Genomic DNA, 18286 nt, shown 5'->3' on the forward strand with positions numbered 1-18286 from the left:
GATGCGTGAGCTGATCGGCCCCTTGCGGGCCTGGTACACGGAGGGCGGCACCATCGGACTGGCCACCGTGGTGGCCGCCTACCGCAGCGCCCCGCGCCCACCGGGTGCGGTGATGGCCGTGGCGGAATCCGGGGAGGTCGCCGGGAGCGTGTCGGGCGGCTGCGTCGAGGCGGCGGTGTACGAGGTGGCGCGGGAGGTGCTGCGGACGGGCACTGCGCAGTTGGAGCAGTACGGGATCAGCGACGACGAGGCGTTCGCCGTCGGCCTGACCTGCGGCGGCACGATCGAGGTCTTCGTCGAGCCGGTCTCCGCGGCCACCTTCCCCGAACTCCCGGGCGTCCTGGACGCCGTGGCGGCCGGCCGGCCCGTCGCCGTGGCCACCACCGTCTCCGGTGCGGACGCCGGCGCCCGGCTGGTCGTGCGCCCCGGGGACCGGGCGGGCGGTCTCGGCGACGCGGAACTCGACGCCGTCGTCGCCGCGGACGTCCGTACGATGCTCGCGCGCGGTGCCAACGGGCTGCGAAGGTACGGGGAGCGGCGGGTCTTCGTCCGGTCGTTCGCCCCGCCGCCGCGGTTGCTCGTGTTCGGCGCCACGGACTTCGCGTCCGCCCTCGCCCGACAGGGCGCCCTGCTGGGCCACCGGGTGACGGTGTGCGACGCGCGTCCGGTGTTCACCACGGCGGCCCGCTTCCCCGACGCCCACGAGGTGGCCGTCGAGTGGCCGCACCGCTACCTCGCCGCCGAGGCCGCCGCGGGGCGGACCGACACCCGCACGATGGTCGCCGTCCTCACCCACGACCCCAAGTTCGACGTGCCGCTGCTGGAGGTCGCCCTGCGGCTCCCCGCACTGGGCTTCGTCGGGGCGATGGGCTCCCGCCGCACGCACGAGGACCGCCTCGAACGCCTGCGCCGGGCGGGGCTGACACCGGCCGAACTCGCCCGGCTCTGCTCGCCGATCGGGCTGGACATCGGTGCGCTGACCCCGCAGGAGACGGCCGTCTCGATCGCCGCCGAGATCATCGCGGGGCGCCGCGGCGGCAGCGGCGGCCCGCTCAGCGCCACCGAGGGCCCGATCCACGCCGCCGCCCACCGCGCCCCTGCGGCGGTGGGCGGCGGCGCGGGGCCGGGTCAGCTCCCGGGCACGGTGTCGGTGAAGGCCGTGCCCGCCGAGCGGTAGGCGGCGACCCGGGCGGCGACCTGCGCCGGGGTCAGGACCTGGTCCTTGACGAAGTAGACCCAGTCGACCTGCTGGTCGTACGAGCGCGCGGTGCTGCCGGTCTGGCCGGTGAGGTCGATCAGCCAGTGGTTGAAGTCGATCCACTGACTGGTCTCGGGCAGGTACGGCTCGCCGTGCGTGCCGAAGACCTGGCCGTCGATGGAGTAGGTGATGGCGCTGTTGTCGATGGTGACCTGCAGGTCGTGCCAGCCGTCGTAGGAGGCGCGGTTCTCCGAGTGCGTGTTGACGGCGTTCCAGGGGTCCGGGTTGTAGGTCTCCCAGGACGTCGTGTACATGATGTTGCCCGGCTCGCCCCAGCCGCCGTTGGGCAGGTACTCGAAGTCCTGCTCGCTGTAGTCGGGGTCCATGGGCGCGTTCAGCGGGGTGAAGGCGAAGAACGTCTGGACGATGTGGTCCCCGTCCGGGCCGCCGGCCGCGGTGTCGTCGAAGCGGACCCGCGCCGCGTAGGTGCCGTTGCGGAACTTGCGGGCGCTGGTCTGGAGCTCGGTCTCCTTGGTGCCGGCGGCGGTGCCGTCGGTGGTGAGGCGGAGATTCATGACCTTGTCGGCGCCGGTGCCCGCGACGAAGGTGACGTCCTGCGGCGACCACGTGGCGCCGGGCACGCCCGGCCCGCCCTGGCCGGACTTGACGGTCCAGCCGTGGCTCTGCAGGGCCGGGTCGCTGCTGGAGGCGTAGCGGAAGTCGTCGAAGAGGGCGGGCGCGTTGGGGTCGGTCGGCGGCGTGGTCGGCGGGTCGGTCGGGGGATCGGTGGGGTTGTTGCCGGCCGGGGCGGTGCCCCAGACGACGGAGCCGCCGCGCTGCAGGGTGACCTTGGTCCAGTCGGCGTACGCGGTCTGCGCGCCGTTGAAGGAGTAGTCGTCGGACTGCGTGAGCCGCTGCCAGTCCGCGCGGTAGAAACGCAGCTGCATGTCGCCGGTGTTCTGACCCGGGGCGAGCGTGCCCGCGCCGGAGGTGAAGCCGATCTCCAGGTAACGGTCGGCGGTCGCGGTGGGGTTGGCGAGGGTGCCGAAGGTGCCGGTGATGTTGGCACAGCCCTTGACCGCCCAGGAGCAGGCGAAGCGGTACGCGGTGCCGGCGCTTTCGGCCTTGAAGTAGTAGCGCAGCGTCACCTCGCTGAGCGGGACACCGGTGCTCCCGGTGTTGGTGATCTCGAACCAGGGCTCGGCCTGGTCGGCGGTCGCCCCGGCGGCGCTCGTGCGGTACTGGGCGCTGAGGGTGCCCACCGCGGCGGACGCGGGCAGGGCGGTCAGCCCGGCACAGGCCAGACCGGCCGCGGCGACGACGGCCATGGCGGTGCGGACCCGGACGGATCTGCGCCCAGGGCCGGTGGTGCGGGACGTTCCTGACATGGTGATCCCTTCCAGTCGGTGGAGTGCGTGGGGCTTACCACTTGGCAACTGGTCTTCCACTGGTAAGGGAAAATGGCATAGACCTGATGGGGGGTCAAGAGCCCCGAACGCGGGGAACTGGCGCCCTACGTGGATGGGTTGGACCGGAACCACTGGTGAACTGGTCAGCAACTGGCTAGCCTCGCACCGTGCGGCGCCGCGCCGTACGTCCGGGTACCGGACAGGGAACGGGGGCTGATTCATGACGGGCGAGGCGCCGCGGTCGCCGCTCAAGCGGGAGAAGGTCCGTGACCATCTGCTGGAACTCGTCGAGTCCCAGGCGCCCGGCACGCCGATCCCGTCCGAACGCGCTCTGTGCGAGCGGCTGGACGTCTCGCGCCCCACGGTGCGCTCCGCCGTCGACGAACTCGTCAACACCGGCCTGCTGGTGCGCCGGCACGGAAGTGGCATGTACGTCGCCCCCGCGAAGATCACCCAGGAACTCGCCCAGGGCGAAGCCGCCTTCACCCTGTCGCAGGCCGGGGGCGACTGGCTCAGCCGTGTGCTGGAGTTCGCCACCGTACGGGCGGGCGCGCGGGTCGGCCGCAAACTGCGCATCTCCCCGGCCGCAGAGATCGTCTACATCGCGCGGCTGCGGCTGGTCGACGGCGAGCCCATGGCCGTGGAGTACCTGCACGTGCCCGCCGTCCTGGTGCCCGGACTGCGCGCCGCCGACATGGAGTCGGGGGACTTCTACGCCTTCCTGCGCGACCGGCACGGCGTCCACGTCCACGAGGCCGTCCAGTCCATCGAGCCCACGGTCGCCAACGAGGAGGAGGCGCGGCTGCTCGCGGTGCCCGTGCTCTCCCCGGCCCTGCTCTTCGACCGCCTCACCTGCGACGCGCAGGGGCAGCCCGTGGAGTACGTCCACTCGCTCTACCGCGGCGACCGCTACCGCATCGTGTCCCGGCTCGCGCTGGCCGGCACGGTGCCCCCGGGGCCCGCGCCGGCCGGGCACCACCCCGGAATGCCCCCGGACGAGCGCGCCGCCCCGGCCGGCACGCTCGCCTCCCTCGTCGGGGACGTCCAGCCCCGGTCTAGCTGAAGGGGTCCAGGGTGATGTACGCCTGCTGCGGATTGCCGTCGTTGACCAGCGACTCGTGGTTGCCGACGTCGTCGAAGGCGAAGGCGTACGCCTTGCCGTCGGCCATCCGGTCGTGGATGGCGCGGGCGTAGTGGTTGGTGACGGCGTCCTGGTAGAAGTTCGCCGCGCTCGTGTCCGGCTGGTTGGGGTTGACCAGCAGCGTGGAGCGGTTGAAGCCGGCGCACAGCGTGCGCGAGATCGGGCCGCGTACCAGGTCGTTGGGGGCGTCCAGCAGCTTGTAGCAGCCGAAGACGCTGTCGGCGTCGGGCTTCTGGAAGGAGGTGACCACCGCCCCGGAGGAGTTGGTGAAGTTCATGACGTTGCCCGAGACCCGCCCGAAGTACTTCGTGCCGGGCTGGTCCCCGAAGGGCGTCACGGTCAGGGTGGAGGAGGTGTACTTCTGCCAGACGCGGTTGACGTAGTCGTCCATGATTGTGCGCGGCAGCGCACCGGTCTCGATGCCGTGGCCGGGGGACAGGGCGCGCAGCACGGTGCCGTCGGAGCGGGTCTGGATCAGGCCGGCCCAGCCGCCGGGCCGGGCCCGCAGGGCGTCGAAGAACCCGGTGTAGCCGCCCGGCTTGAAGTGCCCGGTGCTCTTCACCGAGCCGTCGGCGAGCCTGACGCCGACCGCGTACGGGGCCGAGACCATGTCCACCTGGGTGCTGTTTATCCACAGTCCGGCGTCATTGAGCGTGTACTCGGTCCAGTTGAAGAGGATGTCGCGGTTCGGGTCGCTCGGGTTCTGGACGGCGGGCTGCACCAGGCCGCCCGTCGTCACCTTGAAGACGAGCTTCTGGCCGTACGAGAAGTAGAGCCGTCCCGAGAACTTGGGCATGCGGATCGTGACCGACTGGCCGTTGGCCGGCCCGGCGATCGAGGCATCCGGTGCCGGCGTCGGCGGATTGCCGCCGGCCGGCCAGGCGTGGAACGTGCCGTTCGCGTCGGCCCAGCCCTGCCGGCCGCTCGACAGCTCGGTGCCGAGGTCGTACAGGTACACCGGTCCGGACCGGCCGGAGTTGTTGGTGATCGTCAGCGGGATGGTGGCCGGCACCGCGGCCTCGGCACGGGACGTGGTGCCGAGGGCCGTCAGGCCCACGGCCACCAGCAGCGCGGCGAACAGCACCGCGAGGACTCTGCGTTGTGCGACTCGGGCGTGCACGTGGTTCCTCCTTGTGTGGGGGGTGGAGGATGCGGGCGCTCCGATGAGAGCGCTCTCAAATTTCCGCGCCGGGGAGCCCGCTGTCAATCCGCTGTTCCCAAGTCGTTTGTGCGGAACCTGTGTTCACGCGCCGCCGGGCGATCCCGTGCCCGCGGTGTGGCGCAGCCAGACGCAGGCGTCCGGCTGCGGGGTGTTCCACTCCGCCGCCAGGGCCGCGGCGACCGGGGCGAAGCCGGCGGCGCGGTAGCCGCGCAGGGCCGGGGCGTTGCCGGGGTGCACGCGGACGAAGACGTCGCCCCAGCCGGTCGACTCACGGGCACGGGCGGCCAGGGCGCTCACGAAGCGGCGGCCGATGCCTCTGCCGCGCGCGCCGGGCGGCACGATCACGCGGGCCACCTCGACCTCGGTCTCCCCGGGATCGACCCAGAGTTCGCCGTAGGCGACGAGCGCGCCCGCGTCGTCCCGCGCGACGTAGGCTTCGACGTCCTCCTCGTCCCGCCAGGCCGCGACCACCTGGGGTGTGACGGGGAAATCCCGCCGCGCGCCGCGCGGCCGGATTCAGCGCCCGCCCGGCGACGCCGCGGCGGCGGCGACCTGGCGCAGCGTACGGCCCGACCGGGCCGAGCGGGCGCGGCGCGGGTCGGTCGTGCTCCGTGCGGAGGCGTACCGGTCGGCCTTCTTGACCAGCAGCCAGGTCTCGCCGCGGCCGTCAGCGCCCGCGGGGCGGGTCCGGGTCAGGGCGTAACCACCCCGCAGCTTCGTCCCGTTGAGCCGGAACGAGGCATGGCCGTGGGCGAGCGCCGTCGCGAAAGGGCCGTCGGTGAGGGGCCGGAACGTCCCCGTGTCCCACACGATGACGGTCCCGCCGCCGTACTCGCCCTGCCCGATGACGCCCTCGAAGTCCGCGTACTCCAGCGGGTGGTCCTCGGTGGGCACCGCCAGGCGCTTGTCGTGCGGTTCGCCGGACGGTCCCTTGGGCACGGCCCAGCTCCTGAGCACACCGTCCACTTCGAGGCGGAAGTCGAAGTGCGTCGTGCTCGCGTCATGGATCTGGACGACGAACCGGGGCTCGCCGTCCGGATCCCGTCCGCCGCCGCCCGCCGGCTCGGGGGTGCTGTCGAAGTCCCGCTTGCGGTGATACTCCGTCAGCGCTTTCCCGGCGGGCATGACGTGATTCCTCCCGCGGTCAGGTGGCGGGCGCGGGGCTGGGGCCCGGGTCCGGCAGGGGCCCCGGTTCCGGACCGGGACCGGGCGGCGTGGGGTCCGGCGGCACCGGATCGGGGCCGGGGCGCGGCGGCTGCGGCGGTACGGGGTCGGGGCCGACGGGCGGCGGCACGGGGCCGGGCGAAGGGCCCGGGCCGGGGCCCGTGGGACCCGGCGAGGGGACGGGGCTCGGGGGCACGGGGTCGGTCATGACCTGGTCCTCCTCGGAAGTGGATCGAGGTGTTCTGCCGTTCTCCACGGTCGGGTACCCGGTGGCACGGCGGTGACACGGCCCGTTCCGGTGGTGCTCACGCCGCGGCGGCGAAGAGCTCCTCCGTGCCGGAGAGCGACAGCAGCCGTCCCACCTGCCCGCTGACCGCGCTCAGCGTGACCGTGCGCCCGCTGTCCAGGGCGTGCAGGCGCACGCGCAGCAGGGCGTTCAGCCCGGCGCAGTCGCAGAAGGAGACGCCGCGCAGGTCGACGTCGATACCGGCGGTGCCGTCCGCGCCGTCGCCGAGCGCGGACTCCAGGGCACGCCGCAGGTCCTCGGCGCAGTCCTGGTCGATCTCGCCGGCGACGACGGCCAGCGGCCGGTCTCCGGCCCCGCCGAAGCGGACGGTGAGCCGGTGGGCGGCCCATGCCGGGCGGGGTGAGGGGAGGGGTGGCACGTGGAGCTCCCAGTGGGGTGGAACGCTCGATCCCTTTCAGGGTCGGCCCGCCCGCCGGTCCCGTCAAGCGATGCAGGGCGCGGACCGGCCCTTTCACGACACCGCCACGCGGTGCCGACCGGTCGTCCTCAAGATCCGCCGGCCTCTTCGCCCGTCCCCGGTAACAGGCGGCGGGCCGCGCGCAGCGCCGCTTCCACGTCGGGCGTCCCGGTGGCCGCGCACAGAGCGACTGCGAGGTCGTCCCTGTGCCGGCCGGCCTGGTCGTCCTCGCCCGCCGGCCGTGCGCACAGCGACTCGTACCGTTCGACGAGCATGTACAGGACCACGGGATGCGCCACCAGCATGATCGGACTCCTTCCGTCGTCAGCCGGGCGGGCGGGCCGACGAGGGGTCATCGGAGTTCGGCTACCCGTCATCCCCGCACCCAATCGGGGTAGACGGCGGGCATGGGTGGCGAGCCGCGGAGGTGCCGGCATGGAGAGCTCGGAACTGTCCGACCGTGAGAGGCGCACGCTGGCGGGCATGGAGCGCCTGCTCAGCGCCGATGTGATGCTCGAACGGCGGCTGCGCACGATGTGCCTGACGCGCCGTGACCGCACGCTGGACGTCCTCCGCGACGGCGGGACGTGGCGACCCCGGGTGCTGCTCGTGGCGCTGCTCGTCACCGCCACGCTCGCCCTGTTCGTCGCGACCGTGCTGACGCGGCAGCCCGGCGTCGCGGCGGCCTTCGGGCTGGTCTGGCTGCTCACGCTCGCGGTGGCCTTCCGGCGGCCGGCAATGACCCGCCGCCGGAACGCCGGGCCGCGCGCCCGGTGACCGCCGCGCGGGCCGGACACCACGCCCCGGGGCTCAGCGGACCGCCGGCCTGCGCTCCTTGCGGGGAGAGGTCGGTGACGACGGGGCGTGCGGCCGGCTCCGCGCCCGGCGGCGCTTGATCGCCCGCCGGTCGTCCTCGGACGTACCACCCCAGATCCCCGGGTTCTGCCCGCTGTCCAGGGCCCACTGGAGGCACTGCTCCTCCACCGGGCACCGCTCGCAGACCGCCTTGGCCCGCTCCTCCTGAGCGGCCCCCGGCCCTGACGTACTGACCGGGAAGAACAGGTCGGGATCCTCGTCGGAACAAGCGGCGTTTCGCCACCAGCCCATGGCAACTCCTTCCGGAGAACGCGTACGGAGTGCTGCGGACGTAATCGTGAGACGTCGCGTACCCGGTCGCCGGGGAGCCATGCGGGCCGAATGCCCAATGCCCAATGCCCAATGCCGAATGCCGAACGGCCGTGGCGGGCCGGCGCATGACGGGCACCCCGGCGACGGAAACTCGGATGCGGGTGGCGCACGGCGACCCTAGGCTGCGCTCGCGGGTGCGGGGCGGGCAGGCCTCGTATCGTCCGTCAGCGGAACGGAGATGCACGGGTTATGACCAGTCAGCTGTTCGCGATCTGTTTCCACGCGACCCGGCCGTCGGGCCTGGCGCGGTTCTGGTCCGGCGTCCTGGGCTGGGAGTTGGCCGACGGTCCGGACGACGTCGCGATCCTGCCCCCTAATCCCGCCGGGTTCCGCATCCGTTTCCTGCCGAGCCAGGAGCCCAAGCTCGGCCAGAACCGGGCGCACTTCGACCTGACGAGCGCCTTCCCCGAGGATCAGGAGCGGACGGTGGCCAGGGCGCTGGCACTCGGCGGGCAGCACATCGACGTGGGCCAACTCCCCGAAGAGGGCCATGTGGTGCTCGCCGATCCGGACGGCAACGAGTTCTGCGTCTGCGAGGCGGGCAACAAGTTCCTCGCCGACACGGGCTTCATCGGAGCGCTGTCCTGCGACGGGACCCAGGCGGTCGGCTATTTCTGGAGCGAGGCGCTGCGGTGGCCGCTCGTCTGGGACCAGGACCAGGAGACGGCGATCCAATCGCCGGACGGCGGCACGAAGATCACGTGGGGTGGTCCCCCGGTCGCGCCGAAGACCGGCACGAACAGGTTGTACCTGGAGTTGGCGATCCCCGCCGACGCCGACTGGGAGGCGGAGGTCGACCGCCTGATCTCGCTCGGCGCGACGCGCACCGGCGCCGGCGGGGCTGACGGGGCTGACGGCGGCCGGGTGCTGATGCTCGACCCCGACGGCAACGAGTTCTCCGTGCGGACGTCCCGGTGACCGGGCTTCACCGGGAACTTCCGAGGATGCCCCGGCCTTCAGGCCGGGGAGGAATCGGACCCCTGCGGAGCAGGGAAGGGAACGGGGCTTCGCCGTCAGGGCGAAAGACCGCCCACACGGTCGGGTAAGCTGATCGCTGTGCGTTGCGAGAACCAAGCAGCGCGTACACCGTGCTGATCGAGAGCCAAGACAGCACATGCACCTCCTGGATTTGCTTCATCAAACCGGGCTGGTCTCAACCCGGCTGGTGCTGATCGTGTAAGAGCTGACGGACCGCAGGTCTCCAGCCCACGTGAGCCAGGAATCCCCCTGCTTCAGCCGGGGGAGGATTCAAAGACGCGCGTTGCCCCCGCACCGGAGGTGAGCTGTCCGGGCGATCATGGAGGGGGCGGCCAGTCGGAGGGCAGCGTGTAGTACCAGCCCGGACGCCACGCCGGGGGCGCATGGAGGAGTTCTTCCAGCGGGGTGCCGGCGAGCAGGTGGTCCAGCGCCCACCGGTTGGCCGAGTGGGCGATCACCAGGATGCGCGCGTTGTCCCATGCGGTGGCCAGGTCGCGGAGGAAGGCGCTGGTGGCCTCGGCGACCTGACGGTAGCTCTGGCCGCCGGGAAAGGGCTCGTCCAAGCGCCGGGTCCGCTGGGCGGCGACGAGCGAGTACGGGCTTCCGTTCAGGGCGCCGTAGTCGCACTCGCGCAGCCGGACGTCCTGGTGGATCGGTGGGCGGCCGTCGGGGAACGCGATCCGGGCCGTCCGGACGGCGCGGTGCAGGTCGGAGGTGAACACGGCCGCGAATCCGCCGCCCGAGCGGCGCTCGCCCAGTTCACGGGCCTGGCGGCAGCCCAGTTCCGACAGCTCGCCCGGGAGCAGGCCGGTGGCGATGCCCGCCTCGTTGTCGGTGGTCGTGGCGTGGGTCTCGTAGACGATCTCGACTGCCATCGGGGACTCCGGACGTTCTCGACAGATCGTGCCGCATCGGACGGAACATTGTCGCCGCGTCAGCCCCGCACCGGGAAGGACGCCTGGAAGGCGAGTCGGCGTGCCGCCTGCTCGCCGATCCGGGACAGGACGTCGTCGAGCGCGAGGAACTCCTCCCAGCGCGGGCTTCCGTTCGCCTGCGCCAGGTGTGCCACGAGACGGTCCTCCAGATCCGGGACCCGCTTGTTCTTCCACACCTTGTCGGCCGTGCTGACCAGCAACTCCTCGACCGTCACCTCCGCACGCGCCCACGACGCGTGGGTGCCGGCGAAGCGGGCGAGGTCCGGGGGGAATCCGTGCGCCAGCAGCAGCCCTCGGCCCGCCTCCTCGTGCGCCGAACCCGGGCCGGACAACTCGGCCTCGTGAACGGTCTTGCCGATGTCGTGCGTCGCCGCGCCGAAGAGCACCGCCTCGCGGTCCAGCGGGAGGCCGGGGCAGCGCTCCCGCGTCCAGTCGGCCAGCTCGTGCGCGACGTCGTGGACGGCCCGCAGGTGCGCGGCCAGGCGTGGCGGGGCCTGCAGACGCAGCAGGAGAGCGGTGACCGCGGGCGGCAGCGGGCGCATCGGCGGGTCGCCGGGGTCACTGAGGGCGCGGTCCAGCGGGCTCGGTGGCTTCATGGCGGTCAGCAGCGTAGGGGACGCTCTCCCGGACGGGCCCGCGGTCCGTGATTTCGCGCCGCTTCCTGTGAGAATTGCGTCCCCACCGTTGGAGGATCACGCATGCCCCACCAAGCGCACGGCGCGACGACCCCGGACGCGCCGCCGATCACCTGCGACGAGCCCGGTTCCTTCGCCTGGAACGTCTTCCAGGTCCGCCACCCGGTGCTGATCGGACGGATCCTGGAGTCCGTTCCCTACGGCGGCGCGCAGCGCCAGGCGTGTGCCGCGCTCCTGGAGGAGTCACGCCACGGCACCGTCGCCCCGCTGCCCGCGGACGCCCGGGACGCGGCCGTGTGGGAGGGGTGGGGGCAGGGGATGTACGGCAGAGCGTGGCCTGAACTTCCGTTCCTGTGGGCGGAGTCGTACTTCTACCGGAGGCTGCTGGAGGCCACCGGATACCTCGCCGACGGGCCCTGGCACGGCCTCGACTTCTTCGCGCCGTTCAAGGACGCCGAACTGGACGGCCACGGATTCGCCGGAGACCTCGCGGCCCTGGACGACCTGGCCGCGCTGACCCAGGACGAGCGTGAGCACCGGCTGCTGACCGCGGCCGTCTGGGGGAACCAGGCCGACCTGGGCTTCACCATCGCGGGCGAGCCGGGAGGCGCCCCCGAGCCGTCCGGGACGTACGTGGCCGACGAGTCCGGCCGGCTGTGGCCGCTGCTGGACGGCGGGCGGGTCGTCGTGGTCGCCGACAACAGCGCCCGCGAGATCCTGGCCGACCTCGTGCTCATCGACCATCTGCTGGCCACGGGACGCGCCGGACAGGTCGAGCTCATGCTCAAGCCCCGCCCGTACTTCGTCTCCGACGCCACACCCCGCGACGTGCTGATGTGCCTGCGCCGTATGACACACGCGCCCGGCGCCGCCGGGTCGATCGGGCACCGGCTCGCCGACGCCCTGCGCGCGGACCGCCTGACGCTGTCCACGCATCCGTTCGCCTGCGCGCCGCTGCCCTACGACGCCCTGCCCGGCGACCTGCGCGACCGTTTCGCGGCGGCGGCCGTCACCGTCATGAAGGGCGACCTCAACTACCGCCGCCTGGTGGGCGACCGGCAGTGGGCCGCCACCGTGCCGTTCGCGGACGTCACCGCGTACTTCCCCGGCCCGGTCGCGGCCCTGCGCACCCTCAAGTCGGACACCCTCACCGGGCTCGACGCGCGGACCGTCGCCCGTCTCGACGGCACCGGCACGCCCTGGCGCACCAGCGGCACCCACGCGCTGATCCAGGTGGGGACGCCCGGCTAGCGGTATCGGCCCGGAAAGGCCGTCAGCGCCCCGCGGACGCCGAGGCGAGCCCGGGCGGCGCCGCCGCGAGCGCCGACCGGATCGCCTCGACCAGCGCGAGCGCGGCCTCCTCGGTCAGCTCCACGGCCACCCGCGCGGACGGCCCGAGCTCCGGGTTCATGAAGTCGATGTTGACGGTGTGCTCGAAGGGCGCGTGCTGCGGATGGTCGACGTAGACCATCGCGTCGGTGAGCGCGAAGTAGCCGTGCGCGCCCTTGCCGCTGCCCTCGATGCGGATCTTCTCGGTGAGGTAGGTGCACATCAGAGGTGCTCTCCGAAGAACGTGAGGATCCGGGACCAGCCGTCGACGGCCGCCTGCGGCCGGTAGCTCGGCCGGTCGACGGCGAAGAAGGCGTGGCCCGCGTTCTCGTAGGTGTGGAACTCGTACGGCTTGCCGTGCGCCTTGAGCTCGGTCTCCAGCTCGGCGACGTGCTCGGGCGAGGGGTAGCTGTCCTCGGCGCCGAACAGCCCGAGCAGCGGCGCGCGCAGGTCCTTCGTCAGGTGCAGGAGCGGCTCGACCTGGAGGGGGAAGCCCTCCGGCGGCCGGCCCGCGACGAAGGCGCCGTAGCAGTCGACGGCCGCCTGCACGTCGAGCGAGGCGTCCACCAGGAACGCCTGCCGCCCGCCGGAGCAGTAACCGATGACGCCCACGCGCCCGTTGGACGACGGCAGCCCGCGCAGGTACGCGGCCGCACCCGCCACGTCCCCGAGCAGCCGCTCGTCGGGCACGCCGCCCCGGGCGCGCGCCGTCGCGGCGGCGTCGTCGGGGGCCGCGCCGGGGGCCTCACGGCTGTAGAGGTTCGGGCAGACGGCCGCGTAGCCCTCCGCGGCGAAACGGCGGGTGATCTCCTTCGACGGGCCGTCGTAGCCCGGCATGTGGTGGATCACCACCACGCCGCCCAGCGGACCGGAGGTCATCGGGCGCGCGGCGTACGCCTCGATCGGGTCATTGCCGTGGCCGGTGACGGTGATCGTCTCGGCCAGGATTGCGTCGTACATGAAAGGGGTTTCCTTCCGAGGTGACGGATGATCGCCACGATAGTCCGCCGTTCCGGAAGGCTCTCTCCCAGGTACGCGGTTCCTCGGGCAAGCGCCCCGACGGCCGTACGGACCCGTGCGCTGACCAGGGAGGATGATGTTTCGCATCGCAGAGATGGAAACACTTGGCGATGCTTGACACGTCAATGACGCCTTTGTCCCACTCACGTGGTTGGCGGATACAACTGGCGTTCGCCTCTTTCGCGAGATGGTTCCAGATCGGAAGTGTGTTTCATGAGCCTTTCACCGATCGACTTGCCACCCGATGATCCGCATCGGAACAAGCGTCGCGCGTTCTACGTGCCGTCAGGGCAAGGCCCGACGGTGTGGTCCAGCGCGTCGTCCGTACCGCTGGGAAGCGGTTGTTCGGCCCAGATGGTCTTGCCGCGCACCTCGTAGCGGGTGCCCCACAGCTTCGCGACCTGGGCGACCAGGAAGAGACCGCGGCCGCCCTCGTCGGTGTCCTGGGCGCGGCGGACGCGCGGCGAGGTGTTGCTGCCGTCGGAGACCTCGAGGATGAGGGTGCGGTCATGGATGAGGCGCAGGCGGAGCGGAGGGCGGCCGTACCGGATCGCGTTGGTGACCAGTTCGCTGACCAGCAGTTCGGTGGTGAACGCCAGCTCCCCGAGCCCCCATTCGGCCACCTTGCCCATGGCCAGCGTCCGTGCCGGCCCGACGGCCTCCGGCTCGGCAGGCAGCTCCCAGGTGATGTGCCGGCCGGATTCCAGCCCGCGCACGCGCGCGAGCAGCAGCACGTCGTTCTTCCCGGGGGAGCCGGCACCACCGGGGTGCACGCGCCTCAGGACCGCCTCGCCCGCGTCGCCGAGTGAGTCGCGTCCGCCGCCGGCGCGCAGGGCCGCCGCGATGTCGGGGTCGGACAGCGCCTCCCGCAGCCGCGCCGAGCCCCCGCCGGGATCCCCGGCGCCAGGCGTGGCGAGCAGACCGCCGGTGTAGAGGGCCAGCACGTCGCCGTCGGCGAGGGTCACCTCGCCGGACTCGTACGGGACCGCGCCGTCGCCCAGCGGGGCCCCCACGGGTACGTCCACGAACGAGGCCGGTCCGCTCGCCCCCACGAGCACCGGCAGCGGGTGGCCCGCGGCGGCGAAGCGGCACTTGCGCGAGATCGGGTCGAAGACCGCGAACAGGCAGGACCGGGCGACCGGCTCGGGGCGCTCCAGCGGGGCGGGCCGGTCGTTGAGGGTGCGCTTGACCTGGTCGTCGAGATGGGTGAGGAGCTCGTCGGGCGACAGATCCAGATCCGCCAGGGTGCGCACCGCCGTCCGCAGCCGCCCCATCGACACCGCCGCGTAGAGGCCCTCGCCGCCGGCGTCGCCGATCACCATCGCGACCCGGGCGCCGGAGAGCGGGATGACGTCGAACCAGCTTCCGCCGAGCACCACTTGGTCGCCGTACGGCAGGCAGCGCGACACGCTCTCCACGCCCCGCAGTTCGGGCAGGTCCTGCGGCAGCAGGTTGCGCTGCAGCATCAGCGCGGTGGTCCGTTCCCGCGTGTAGCGGCTGGCGTTGTCGATGCACACCGCGGCGCGGGTCACCAGATCCCGCGCCAGCGGCACGTCGTCGTCCTCGAAGGGGTGCGCGCGCCTGATACGGACGAAGACCGCGGAGCCGAGCGGCGCGCCGCGGGCGAACATCGGCACCAGCAGCCAGGAGTGGACGCCGTAGCGGGTGGCCAGGTCGGCGCGCACCGGATCGGTCGCCGCCAGTGCGGCCCTGACCTGCTCCCCGGTCAGCCGCACCGGCTCCCCGTCGGCGAGGGCGCGCCGGGTGGACGAGGCGGGCGCCGAGGCGAGCGCGTCCACGTCGCCGATGGCGACGACCGATTTGGCCAGGCCGCCGGCGTACATGGTGCTCGCCGCCCGCCGGAGCACGACCGCGTCGCGCGGTGGCCCGGTCACCGGCTCGGCGCCGCCGAAGACCGGGTCCAGCAGATTGACGTAGGCCAGGTCGGCGAAGCGCGGCACGGCCACGTCGGTGAGTTCCTGCGCCGTGGTCAGGACGTCCAGCCGGCTGCCGATGCGGGCGCTCGCCTCGTTGACGAGGTCGAGGCGCTCGCGGGCGCGGGACTCCTCGGTGGTGTCGCTCACCATGTGCGCGAGTGCCACCACGTCACCGGCCGCGCCGCGCAGCGGCAGAATGGTCTCCTCCCAGACGGTGTCGCAGTCCGGGTCGCGCGGATCGCGGCCGTGCACCTCGGTGGCGATCAGCGCCTTCCCCGTGGCGAGCACCTGCCGCTGCCGGCTCTCCAAGGCGTCCATGTCGAGCAGACCCGGCGGCGCGGCCTCCCGCATCGTCCGTCCGACGATGTCCTTGAAACCCGGCGCGCGACTCTGCGAGGCGTTCTGGGCCAGGAAACGCAGGTCCCGGTCGAAGACGTCGATGATGAACGGCGACTCGGTGAACACACCCTGCAGCAGAGCGTGACGCAGGTCCTCTCGGCGTACCGTCTCGGCGTTTTCGGCCTGCAGAAGCCAGTGCTGCCGCCCCGCCATGACGAGCGGGTGCGCCCACAGCACCACCTCGACCCGGCGGCCGTCGAGGTGGCGCAGACCGGCCACGCCGAGCACGGCCGACCTGTCCTCGCGCCGCTGCCCCAGGATCCGGGCGGCGTCGGAGCCGGCGTGCAGCAGCCCGGCGGCGGGTGTCCCCAGTACCTGCTCCGCCGTGCGCCCGAGCATCCGGTGCGCGCCAGGACTCCAGCTCACGATGACGCCGCGGTCGTCGAGCACGGCGTACGCGTCACCCTTCACGGGCGAATCGCCCGGAGCGTCAGGGAGCACCGCGCCGCCCATGTCCGCGGGGCCGATCCGGGCGGCGGGCCTCCGTACCAAGGACCTCCACAGGTCAATACTGCCTTCCGCCAAGATCTGCAGCACCCGCTGGCGGCCCCCGCCGCGGTCACGGCCCGCCCCGGCCCCCGCACCGATGAGTTCCGCGCGCGGCCGCGGTCCTACCGGGCAGGAACACCGACATCCGGACCGGAACCCGGACCGACATCCGGACCGAAACCCACACCGATCACCAGGAGCCTTCATGACACAGCAGCTCCACGGTCCCGGCACCGCCGGGCAGCCCGATCTCCGTCCCGCCGCGCTCGGCGTCGCCGCGGTGCTGGAGCGTATCGACGACGGCATGCTCGACGACCGCACCCCCTGCCCGGAGTACACCGTCGGCCATCTGATCGGCCACGTCGCGGGGCTGTGCGTGGCCTTCCGCGACGCGGCCCGCAAGGATTTCGGTCCCACCACCGACAGCGCTCCCGGCAGCGCCCTCCCGCCGGACCCGCCGGACCAGTGGCGCGGCAGGCTCCCGGGCCTGCTGGCCGACATGGCGGACGCCTGGCGCGGTCCGGCCGCATGGGAGGGGCACACCCGCGCCGGAGGGGTCGACCTGCCGGCCGCCGCGGCCGGGTGCTTCGCCCTCAACGAGCTTCTGGTGCACGGCTGGGACCTGGCCCGCGCCACGGGCCAGGACTACCGGCCGGACCCTGCGGGCCTGGAGGCGGCGCTCGCGCTGCTCACCCCGTTCACCGCGGAATCGGACGGTTCCGGGCCCTTCGGCCGTCCGGTCCCCGTGCCGCCCACGGCGCCTCTGCTGGACCGGGTGATCGCCCTCACCGGCCGGAACCCGGCGTGGCGTCCTTCGCGCTGAGCGGCTTGCGTCCCCACGCCGAGATCATCGGGGAGGTGGCGAGGTCGAGGCTGCCGGTGGCGACGTGGGCCAGATGACGGTCGATCTCCTCGTCCGTGGCCAGGCCCGCCGCCACCAGCCGGCCGCGGATCTGCCGCACCGTGGCCGCCTCCAGCACCGTGCAGGCGGGTGAGGTGATCGGGAAGTACGCGTCGGCGCGCACGTCCTCCAGACCCGCCTCGCGCAGCACCCTGGGCAGCGTCCTGCCGTACGCGAGATCGGCGCCCCGCTCCGCCATGAGTGTCCGGAATCCGGACCTGAGGCGGTTGGCGAGCTCCTGCGCGGGCCCCGACTCGTCCGGGCACAGCAACGGCTGCAGTCCCGGGTCTGCGTCCTCCAGCAGCAGCGCTCCGCCCGGCCGCAGCGCCACGACCATCCGCCGCAGGGCCTCGGCGCGGTCGGTGACGTGCACCAGCACCAGCCGCGCGTGGACCAGGTCGAAGCCGCCGTCCGGCGGCGGGTCGGCGGCCACGTCGTGACGCCGTACGTCGATCACGCCGCCGGCCGCCTCCTTCGCCCACGACACGTCGATGTCGGTGGCGACCACCGTGCCGCCCGGCCCGACACGCCGGGCCAGCCCGAGCGGCACGGACGGCCCGCCCGCGCCCACTTCCCAGCAGCGCATCCCGGGGCCGATGCCCAGGGCGTCGACGTGCCGGAACGTCACGGGGTCGAAGAGCTCGGCGAGCGCGCCGAAGCGGACGCCCGCCTCTGATTGCCGGTTGTCCAGCAGGTAGCCGCTGCCGGGCTCGCGTGTCGCCATGACGCGATTTTCGCAGATGGGGCCGTTACAAAGGCCCTCAGGGCCCGCCGTCAACATCGCACACGGGTCCGTTACCCCTGTGGGTGACACGCCGTCGCGTGGATGACGTGCGCCCGGCCGGTCGATGTATCCGGCAATGACATGTCGTGTCCTATGACATTGACAGATGTCGCCTACAGACGAGGGTTACGGATATGTCCGCATTCCGTAACGTGAAGCGGATCTTCCGGATTTCGCCGTCGCGGCAGGTCAGAGTTGGGTCATCGGCCAACCGCCGAGGTATCCGTACCGCGTCACCGGAACACGGGAGTTCCGGGACGCACCCTGATGAGGGGGCATCATGTCTGCTTCGTTCAACGCCCGTCGCGTCATCGCCACCGTCCTCGCCTCCGGCGCCGTCGTGGCGGCCGCCGCCATGCCGGCCTCCGCGGACAACGGCCGTGGCCACGGACACGGCCCGGCCCCCCGCTCCGCGGTGTCGATCGGCGAGGTCCGGCAGGGCGATGGCGGCGACCGTCACGTCCGCTCGAACCGCGCGCTCAACTCCGAGTGGGTCGAGGTGGTCAACCGGGGCCGCGACTCGGTGAACCTGCGCGGCTGGACGCTGACCGACAGCGACGGCAACCGCTACCGGTTCAACTTCGTGCGCCTCGCGGGCCACTCCAAGGTCCGTGTGCACACCGGCCAGGGCCGTGACAGCCGGTTCGACGTCTTCCAGGACCGCCGCAACGACGTGTGGGACCGGCGTGACAGCGCCACCCTGCGCAACGACCACGGCCGCGTCGTGGACACCAAGGAGTGGGGCGGCCGCCGTCACCGCTGAGCCCAGGCCCGGTAGGGCCCGATGAACGAGCGGCGGTGGGCGCGCGTCAAGCGCGGGGCGCCGCGCGTTTTGGGGGGCCGGTCAGCCGCGGGGGGGGCGCGGGGGGGGGGGGGGGGGCGGGGGGGGGGGGGGGGGTGGTGGGGTTCCGGG

The 18286-nt window shown here is 72.8% G+C and carries 20 protein-coding genes and 1 pseudogene; 8 read left to right on the forward strand and 13 right to left on the reverse strand.

All coding sequences use genetic code 11. The features are described 5' to 3' along the window. Window position 1: 1 nt before the first annotated feature. Window positions 2-1177, forward strand: coding sequence for an XdhC family protein (locus ACFWVC_RS32705; protein WP_384296082.1), 1176 nt, complete (start codon window positions 2-4; stop codon window positions 1175-1177). Here ACFWVC_RS32705 and ACFWVC_RS32710 read toward each other — a convergent pair. Further along, window positions 1129-2586 carry a cellulose binding domain-containing protein gene (locus tag ACFWVC_RS32710; protein WP_384296083.1) on the reverse strand — a complete coding sequence of 486 codons (1458 nt, stop codon included), beginning with the start codon at window positions 2584-2586 and terminating at the stop codon, window positions 1129-1131. The two genes, ACFWVC_RS32705 and ACFWVC_RS32710, sit on opposite strands and share 49 nt — an antisense overlap. Before the next feature lie 241 nt (window positions 2587-2827). Between ACFWVC_RS32710 and ACFWVC_RS32715 the strand changes: the two genes are divergently transcribed. Beyond that, window positions 2828-3670 (forward strand): GntR family transcriptional regulator, encoded by an 843-nt coding sequence (locus tag ACFWVC_RS32715; protein ID WP_384296085.1) that lies wholly within the window; start codon window positions 2828-2830, stop codon window positions 3668-3670. On the opposite strand, the gene ACFWVC_RS32720 is transcribed toward ACFWVC_RS32715, so the two are convergent. The 5 genes from ACFWVC_RS32720 to ACFWVC_RS32740 form a co-directional block, all read right to left on the reverse strand. After that, window positions 3663-4868 (reverse strand): glycoside hydrolase family 64 protein, encoded by a 1206-nt coding sequence (locus ACFWVC_RS32720; protein WP_384296088.1) that lies wholly within the window; start codon window positions 4866-4868, stop codon window positions 3663-3665. The genes ACFWVC_RS32715 and ACFWVC_RS32720 overlap by 8 nt on opposite strands. A 123-nt stretch (window positions 4869-4991) precedes the next feature. After that, window positions 4992-5381 (reverse strand): GNAT family N-acetyltransferase, encoded by a 390-nt coding sequence (locus ACFWVC_RS32725; RefSeq protein ID WP_384296092.1) that lies wholly within the window; start codon window positions 5379-5381, stop codon window positions 4992-4994. A gap of 45 nt (window positions 5382-5426) precedes the next feature. Next, complete coding sequence (locus ACFWVC_RS32730; protein WP_384296095.1) at window positions 5427-6035, reverse strand: DNA polymerase ligase N-terminal domain-containing protein; 609 nt, start codon at window positions 6033-6035, stop codon at window positions 5427-5429. Window positions 6036-6379: 344 nt separating this feature from the next. Then, window positions 6380-6739, reverse strand: coding sequence for an STAS domain-containing protein (locus ACFWVC_RS32735; RefSeq protein ID WP_384296098.1), 360 nt, complete (start codon window positions 6737-6739; stop codon window positions 6380-6382). A gap of 128 nt (window positions 6740-6867) precedes the next feature. After that, window positions 6868-7083, reverse strand: coding sequence for a DUF5133 domain-containing protein (locus ACFWVC_RS32740; RefSeq protein ID WP_384296102.1), 216 nt, complete (start codon window positions 7081-7083; stop codon window positions 6868-6870). A 130-nt stretch (window positions 7084-7213) separates the two neighbouring features. Between ACFWVC_RS32740 and ACFWVC_RS32745 the strand changes: the two genes are divergently transcribed. Then, window positions 7214-7555: a hypothetical protein gene (locus ACFWVC_RS32745; protein ID WP_384296105.1), complete on the forward strand. Its 342-nt coding sequence runs from the start codon at window positions 7214-7216 to the stop codon at window positions 7553-7555. 33 nt (window positions 7556-7588) lie between these two features. Here ACFWVC_RS32745 and ACFWVC_RS32750 read toward each other — a convergent pair whose 3' ends face one another. Next, window positions 7589-7885: a WhiB family transcriptional regulator gene (locus ACFWVC_RS32750; RefSeq protein ID WP_384296108.1), complete on the reverse strand. Its 297-nt coding sequence runs from the start codon at window positions 7883-7885 to the stop codon at window positions 7589-7591. Window positions 7886-8155: 270 nt separating this feature from the next. Between ACFWVC_RS32750 and ACFWVC_RS32755 the strand changes: the two genes are divergently transcribed. Together ACFWVC_RS32755 and ACFWVC_RS32760 are read left to right on the forward strand one after the other, a co-directional pair. Then, window positions 8156-8884 carry a VOC family protein gene (locus tag ACFWVC_RS32755; RefSeq protein WP_384296111.1) on the forward strand — a complete coding sequence of 243 codons (729 nt, stop codon included), beginning with the start codon at window positions 8156-8158 and terminating at the stop codon, window positions 8882-8884. A gap of 225 nt (window positions 8885-9109) precedes the next feature. Beyond that, window positions 9110-9298, forward strand: a pseudogene (locus ACFWVC_RS32760) (hypothetical protein); the annotation flags it as partial. On the opposite strand, the gene ACFWVC_RS32765 reads toward ACFWVC_RS32760, so the two are convergent. Next, window positions 9262-9819 carry a histidine phosphatase family protein gene (locus tag ACFWVC_RS32765; RefSeq protein WP_384296114.1) on the reverse strand — a complete coding sequence of 186 codons (558 nt, stop codon included), beginning with the start codon at window positions 9817-9819 and terminating at the stop codon, window positions 9262-9264. The pseudogene ACFWVC_RS32760 and the gene ACFWVC_RS32765 sit on opposite strands and share 37 nt — an antisense overlap. A 59-nt stretch (window positions 9820-9878) precedes the next feature. Then, window positions 9879-10475, reverse strand: coding sequence for an HD domain-containing protein (locus ACFWVC_RS32770; protein ID WP_384296116.1), 597 nt, complete (start codon window positions 10473-10475; stop codon window positions 9879-9881). Between the two features lie 102 nt (window positions 10476-10577). Here ACFWVC_RS32770 and ACFWVC_RS32775 point away from each other — a divergent pair, with 102 nt between their 5' ends. Next, window positions 10578-11765, forward strand: coding sequence for a damage-control phosphatase ARMT1 family protein (locus ACFWVC_RS32775; protein ID WP_384296119.1), 1188 nt, complete (start codon window positions 10578-10580; stop codon window positions 11763-11765). A gap of 22 nt (window positions 11766-11787) precedes the next feature. On the opposite strand, the gene ACFWVC_RS32780 is transcribed toward ACFWVC_RS32775, so the two are convergent. The 3 genes from ACFWVC_RS32780 to ACFWVC_RS32790 all read right to left on the reverse strand — a co-directional run bounded on the left by ACFWVC_RS32780 (window position 11788) and on the right by ACFWVC_RS32790 (window position 15610). Then, window positions 11788-12066, reverse strand: a complete 279-nt coding sequence (locus ACFWVC_RS32780) for a DUF6295 family protein (protein WP_384296122.1) — start codon at window positions 12064-12066, stop codon at window positions 11788-11790. Further along, window positions 12066-12803 carry a dienelactone hydrolase family protein gene (locus ACFWVC_RS32785; protein ID WP_384296124.1) on the reverse strand — a complete coding sequence of 246 codons (738 nt, stop codon included), beginning with the start codon at window positions 12801-12803 and terminating at the stop codon, window positions 12066-12068. Before ACFWVC_RS32785 ends, ACFWVC_RS32780 begins: the two co-directional genes overlap by 1 nt. Before the next feature lie 335 nt (window positions 12804-13138). Beyond that, window positions 13139-15610 carry a SpoIIE family protein phosphatase gene (locus ACFWVC_RS32790; protein ID WP_384296126.1) on the reverse strand — a complete coding sequence of 824 codons (2472 nt, stop codon included), beginning with the start codon at window positions 15608-15610 and terminating at the stop codon, window positions 13139-13141. A 283-nt stretch (window positions 15611-15893) separates the two neighbouring features. Here ACFWVC_RS32790 and ACFWVC_RS32795 point away from each other — a divergent pair, with 283 nt between their 5' ends. After that, window positions 15894-16511 carry a TIGR03086 family metal-binding protein gene (locus ACFWVC_RS32795; protein ID WP_384296128.1) on the forward strand — a complete coding sequence of 206 codons (618 nt, stop codon included), beginning with the start codon at window positions 15894-15896 and terminating at the stop codon, window positions 16509-16511. Here the strand turns inward: ACFWVC_RS32795 and ACFWVC_RS32800 are convergent. Then, window positions 16474-17313, reverse strand: coding sequence for a methyltransferase domain-containing protein (locus ACFWVC_RS32800; RefSeq protein ID WP_384296130.1), 840 nt, complete (start codon window positions 17311-17313; stop codon window positions 16474-16476). The two genes, ACFWVC_RS32795 and ACFWVC_RS32800, sit on opposite strands and share 38 nt — an antisense overlap. 340 nt (window positions 17314-17653) lie before the next feature. Here ACFWVC_RS32800 and ACFWVC_RS32805 point away from each other — a divergent pair, with 340 nt between their 5' ends. Next, window positions 17654-18136 (forward strand): lamin tail domain-containing protein, encoded by a 483-nt coding sequence (locus ACFWVC_RS32805; protein WP_384296132.1) that lies wholly within the window; start codon window positions 17654-17656, stop codon window positions 18134-18136. The last annotated feature ends 150 nt before the right edge of the window (window positions 18137-18286 follow it).

Source organism: Streptomyces sp. NPDC058691, assembly GCF_042714775.1.
Taxonomy (GTDB): Bacteria; Actinomycetota; Actinomycetes; order Streptomycetales; family Streptomycetaceae; genus Actinacidiphila.